Here is a 4,766-nt window from a genome sequence, read left to right as displayed (position 1 = left end):
AACTGGCCGCCCACCTCGCCGACATCGAACGCAAGAAGGCTTCGCGAAGCTAGCCTCCTTCTCCCGCGGGTGCGCTCAGCGGTCGGGCAGGGCGTGCTCGACGATCGGCCGGCGTTCCAGCGGCTCACGTTCCCGCCGTTTGGCCCCCAGGTACACCTGCGCGGTGCGGGCGGCCACGGTGTGCCAGTCGAAGTCGCAGGTGAGCCGTTCCCGCGCCGCGATCGCGCGGCGCTGCGCCGACGCCGGGTCGTCGAGTGCCGCACACACCGCGGCGGCCAGGGCGGGGACGTCGCGCGGTGGGCAGGACAGTCCGGTCACGCCGTCGAGCACCGCCTCACCCAGACCGCCGACGTTGGTCGTCACCAAGGGCGCGCCGGCTGCGGCGGCTTCCAGTGCCACGATGCCGAACGGCTCGTAGTGGCTGGGCAGCACCGCCACGTCGGTGCGGTGCAGCAGGTGCAGCAACTCGTCGGGGTCGACGCCGCCGATGAAGCGAACCGCCTTGAGCACCTTGTGTTTGCGGGCCACCTCCACCAGCCAGTCCTGCTGGGTGCCGTCGCCGGCGACGGTCAGTGTGGTACCCGGATGCCGGCGACGGATCCGCGGCAGCGCCGCGATGGCGTCGTGGACGCCTTTCTCGTACTCCAAGCGCCCGAAGTAGAGCAGTTCCGGGGCCCCGGTGTGCGGCCGACGCGGGGCGAAAGGCCAACGGCCGGAGTCGATTCCGTTGGGAATGACGGTGATTTCGGCCAGCCCTGGGCTGAACAGGTCGGTGATCTCGGCAGCCATCGACGCCGAGCAGGCGATCATCGAGTCCGACTCCCGGGCCAGCCACGACTCCACGGCATGCACCTGCCGGTTGGTCGGCCCGGACACCCAACCCGAATGCCGGCCCGCCTCGGTGGCGTGGATCGTCGACACCAGGGGAACGTCGAAGAACTCCGCCAGCGCGACGGCGGGATGGGCGACCAGCCAGTCGTGGGCATGCACCACGTCGGGCTTCCAGTCGGTGTGCAAACCCATGCCGGCGCGCAGCATCGCGTGTCCCATCGCCAGGGTCCACGCCATCATGTCGGCGAAGAACTCGAACTCGTGCGGATCGTGTGCGGCGGCGATCACCCGCACGCCGTCGCGTCGTTCGTCGGTGGTGGGGTGGCTGGCCGGGTCGGTGCCGAAGGGCTGCCTAGAGAGCACCACCACGTCGTGACCGTCGGCGGCCAGGGCGGTGGCCAACTGGTAGACGTGCCGGCCCAACCCGCCGACCACCACCGGTGGGTACTCCCAGGACACCAGCAGGACCTTCACCGAACACCCACCGGCGCCGGGCGTGCGCAACCGTGCGCGGGGGGCGGCGTGTCGGCGTGCCGACACGCACGCTCGCGCCGGGAAGGCGGGCTCACCGGGGCAGTCGCCGGGCGTCCAGGGCGCCGAACAGTCCATCGGCGCGGTTCCAGCCCGCGGCCAGTCGTTCGGCGGCGTCGCGCCGGCCGGCCGACAGCGCGTCGGCGATCTCGCGGGTGGCGTGCGCGTGCAGATGCGCCCGGTAGCGGGCGTAGTCCGCCGCGGAGTCCTTGCTCACCATGAACGGCCAGTCGCTGGACACCGTCAGCAGCGTTTCGCGCAGGATCTGGTCGGCCACCGGGTCGCGGGTGGGAGCGACGTCGGTCTGGGCCAGCGCCTTGTCGACGCAGGCCAGCGCAGTGTCGACCACCTCGCTGTTGAGCTGCACCAGGTCGGCCACCTTCTCCCCGGACCACACCTGCCAGTCCTTACCCGAACCCCAGGAGCTCGGCGGCAATTGCACTGGGGCGCCGAGGAATCCGTTCTCCCTCGCACCGCGCAGAGTGCCCACCTGCACCCCGGCTTCGGGCAGCGCGCGCAGCAACCGCTCCAGCCAGACCGGGCCTTCGTACCACCAGTGCCCGAACAGTTCGGTGTCGAAGGCGGCCACCACATGGGCGGGCCGGCCGATGCGCTCGGACTCGCTGATCAGCCGCTGCCGCACCAGGTCGACGAAGTCGTCGACGTGGGCGTCGACCGCCCGGTCGGCGCGCTGCGGGTCATACGGGGCCTTGGCATCCCCGTCGACGTGGCGGCCGGTGACCCGGGCGGGCTTGAGGCCGGTCAGGTGGTCGTGGGTGTGGAAGTCGCGGTAGGCGGCGTGGCCGGGGTAGCCCGACCGCGGCGACCACACCCGGTAGCTGACCTGCAGGTCGCGGCCGAAGGCGACGACGTCGGTGTCACCGACCGGCCGGCCCAGCGCGGTGTCGCCGTGCAGCGACGGGCCGTCGACCATGAAGTGGCTCACCCCGGCGGCGGCGTAGTCGTACTCCATGCCGGGGGAGTAGGCGCACTCCGGCGCCCAGATGCCCGTCGGGGTGTGGCCGAGTCGCTGACCGGCGTCGGTGAGTCCTTCGCGCAGCGCGAACTCCCGCAACCGCGGGTGCAGCAGCGGCTGGAACGGATGGGCCAGCGGCCCGCCGAGCAGTTCCACCGTGCCGGCGTCGATCAGTTCGCGCAGCAGCGGGCTGGCGCCGTGGCGCCATAGCGCGGTGAAGTCCTCCAGCGCCGCGGTGGCCTCGTCGTACTCGCGAACACCGAACCGCCGCAACGCCTCCGGTGCGGTGGCGGTACCCGCTGCGGCGCCGGTCGCGGTGTGCACGTTGGTGGCCTCCAGCGCGCGCAGCTGCCAGTTGGCCAGCCAGCGGTGCATACCGTCGAGGCAGTACGGGTCGTCGAGTTGGGCGGTGACCACCGGGGTCAGGCCCAGGGTGATCACCCCGCGCCGGTCCTCGGCGGCCAGGGTGCGCAGCACCCGCAGCAGCGGCAGGTAGGACGCCGCCCAGGACTGGAACAGCCATTCCTCGCCCACCGGCCAGCGTCCGTGGTGGGCCAGCCACGGCAGGTGGGTGTGCAGGACGAGGCTGAACTGCCCGGGGACGGGCTGTGCGTTTGGAGACGTCACGGGCGCACCGCGATCGCCAGCAGATCCAGGCTGTCGTCGATGTCGCGGTCGGATCCGGGACCGTCGGCGACGATCTCGAAGTCCTCGCATCGCACCTCGGCCACGTCGGCGAGCAGATCCGCCGGCCACGGGGCGTCGGCCAGTGCCCGGGCGATCTGGGCGTCGATGATCGACCCGCCGTGCCGGGCGTCCATCGCCGTCAGGCGCGGGCCATGAAAAACACCGTAGATCGCCTCCACCTCGAACCCGCCGTCTTCCAGCAGTTCCCGCAGTTCAGCGGCGTTGAGTTCACGGGTGTGGAACGGATTGACCGGGGTGTCGCTGCCGGGGGTGAAGGTGATCCGGTTCGGCGTGGACATCAGCAGCCGCCCGCCGGGACGCAGCAGCCGTAAGCATTCGGTAATGAAGTGTGGCTGATCCCACAAATGCTCGATGACCTGGAAGTTCACCACAACATCCACCGAGGCGTCGGGCAGCGGAACCGCCGCCAGATTGGCCGCCAGCACCTCGACGCGGGGGTAGCGGGCGCGCACGTGCGCCACCGTCGCGGCGTCGTAGTCCACGGCCACCACCCGGCTAGCGGTCGAGGCGATCAGATCGGCCCCGTAGCCCTCCCCGCAGCCCGCCTCGAGTACCTGTTGACCAGCGCAGATGTCCGCACAGCGGAGGTAGGCGATCTCATGACGGCGGAACCAGTAATTCTCCTCGGCCAGGCCGGGCACGGTCCGTTCGCCGGTCAGCGGCAAACCGCTGTCGGCCGCGTCCGTCAGGTGTGCGTTCATCGCAAGGCAGGCTAACCTGCCGTGCCCGATTCGCGAACCCGTGCGGTCCCAACAGGCCTGCAGGAACACCCTCTCCGGCACGCTATCGTTATGGAGCGATCCACCATAAGTTACCGGCTAGTAACATGGTGTGGTCAGCGGATTGACACCAGTGCGGCCTGTCCCGGCCGCATGACGCCTGCCAGGAGGACGTAGATAGCCATGACGAACATCGTGGTTCTGATCAAGCAGGTCCCCGACACCTGGTCGGAGCGCAAGCTCTCCGACGGTGACTGGACCCTCGACCGGGAAGCGGCCGATGCCGTGCTGGACGAGATCAACGAGCGCGCCGTCGAAGAGGCGCTGCTGATCAAGGAGCGCGAGGGCGGCGAGAGCACGGTGACCGTGCTGACCGCCGGACCCGAGCGCGCCACCGAGGCCATCCGCAAGGCCCTGTCCATGGGCGCCGACAAGGGTGTGCACCTGCTCGACGAGCGCCTGCACGGCTCGGACATGGTTCAGACCGGGTGGGCGCTGGCCCGCGCACTGGGCACCATCGAGGGCACCGATCTGGTGATCGCCGGCAATCAGGCCACCGACGGCACCGGCGGCGCGGTCCCGGCGATCATCGCCGAGTACCTGGGTCTGCCACAGCTCACCCACATGCGCTCGGTCCAGATCGAGGGCGGCACGATCAAGGGTGAGCGGGAGACCGACGAGGGCCTGTTCACCGTCGAGGCGTCGCTGCCCGCGGTGGTCAGCGTGCACGAGAAGATCAACGAGCCGCGCTTCCCGTCCTTCAAGGGCATCATGGCCGCCAAGAAGAAGGAAGTGGCGACCCTCACGCTGGCCGACATCGGGGTGGAGGCCGACGAGGTGGGCCTGGCCAACGCCGGGTCGACGGTGGTGAACTCGACCCCCAAGGCGGCCAAGGCCGCTGGGGAAAAGGTCAGCGACGACGGCGAGGGCGGCGCCAAGATCGCCGAGTACCTGGTCGCCCAAAAGATCATCTAGCTCCCTATCCGGCAAACGCCCCCTAC

Annotated in this window: 4 protein-coding genes; 1 reads left to right on the top strand and 3 read right to left on the bottom strand. The window is 70.2% G+C overall.

Going from position 1 to position 4,766, the window contains the following annotated elements; all coding sequences use genetic code 11:
• Positions 1 to 75 precede the first annotated feature (75 nt).
• The 3 genes from ADBZ5N_RS17465 to ADBZ5N_RS17455 form a co-directional block, all read right to left on the bottom strand.
• Positions 76 to 1,305, bottom strand: coding sequence for a glycosyltransferase family 4 protein (locus tag ADBZ5N_RS17465; RefSeq protein WP_526259620.1), 1,230 nt, complete (start codon positions 1,303 to 1,305; stop codon positions 76 to 78).
• Between the two features lie 91 nt (positions 1,306 to 1,396).
• Complete coding sequence (locus ADBZ5N_RS17460) at positions 1,397 to 2,965, bottom strand: 1,4-alpha-glucan branching protein domain-containing protein (protein ID WP_526259618.1); 1,569 nt, start codon at positions 2,963 to 2,965, stop codon at positions 1,397 to 1,399.
• Positions 2,962 to 3,747, bottom strand: coding sequence for a class I SAM-dependent methyltransferase (locus tag ADBZ5N_RS17455; protein ID WP_526259616.1), 786 nt, complete (start codon positions 3,745 to 3,747; stop codon positions 2,962 to 2,964). The genes ADBZ5N_RS17460 and ADBZ5N_RS17455 overlap by 4 nt, the downstream gene beginning before the upstream one ends.
• 201 nt (positions 3,748 to 3,948) lie before the next feature.
• On the opposite strand from ADBZ5N_RS17455, the gene ADBZ5N_RS17450 reads away from it, so the two are divergent.
• A complete protein-coding gene (locus ADBZ5N_RS17450) occupies positions 3,949 to 4,740 on the top strand; it encodes an electron transfer flavoprotein subunit beta/FixA family protein (RefSeq protein WP_526259614.1) in 792 nt (263 codons plus the stop codon).
• Positions 4,741 to 4,766 lie beyond the last annotated feature (26 nt).

The organism is Mycobacterium sp., assembly GCF_044370595.1.
GTDB lineage: Bacteria > Actinomycetota > Actinomycetes > Mycobacteriales > Mycobacteriaceae > Mycobacterium.
This window is presented reverse-complemented; position numbering and strand designations above follow the sequence as displayed.

Coding starts and splice junctions, on each gene's coding strand:
- ADBZ5N_RS17450 (WP_526259614.1), top strand. CDS start 3,949: ATGACGAACATCGTGGTTCTGATCAAGCAGGTCCCCGACACCTGGTCG.
- ADBZ5N_RS17455 (WP_526259616.1), bottom strand. CDS start 3,747: ATGAACGCACACCTGACGGACGCGGCCGACAGCGGTTTGCCGCTGACC.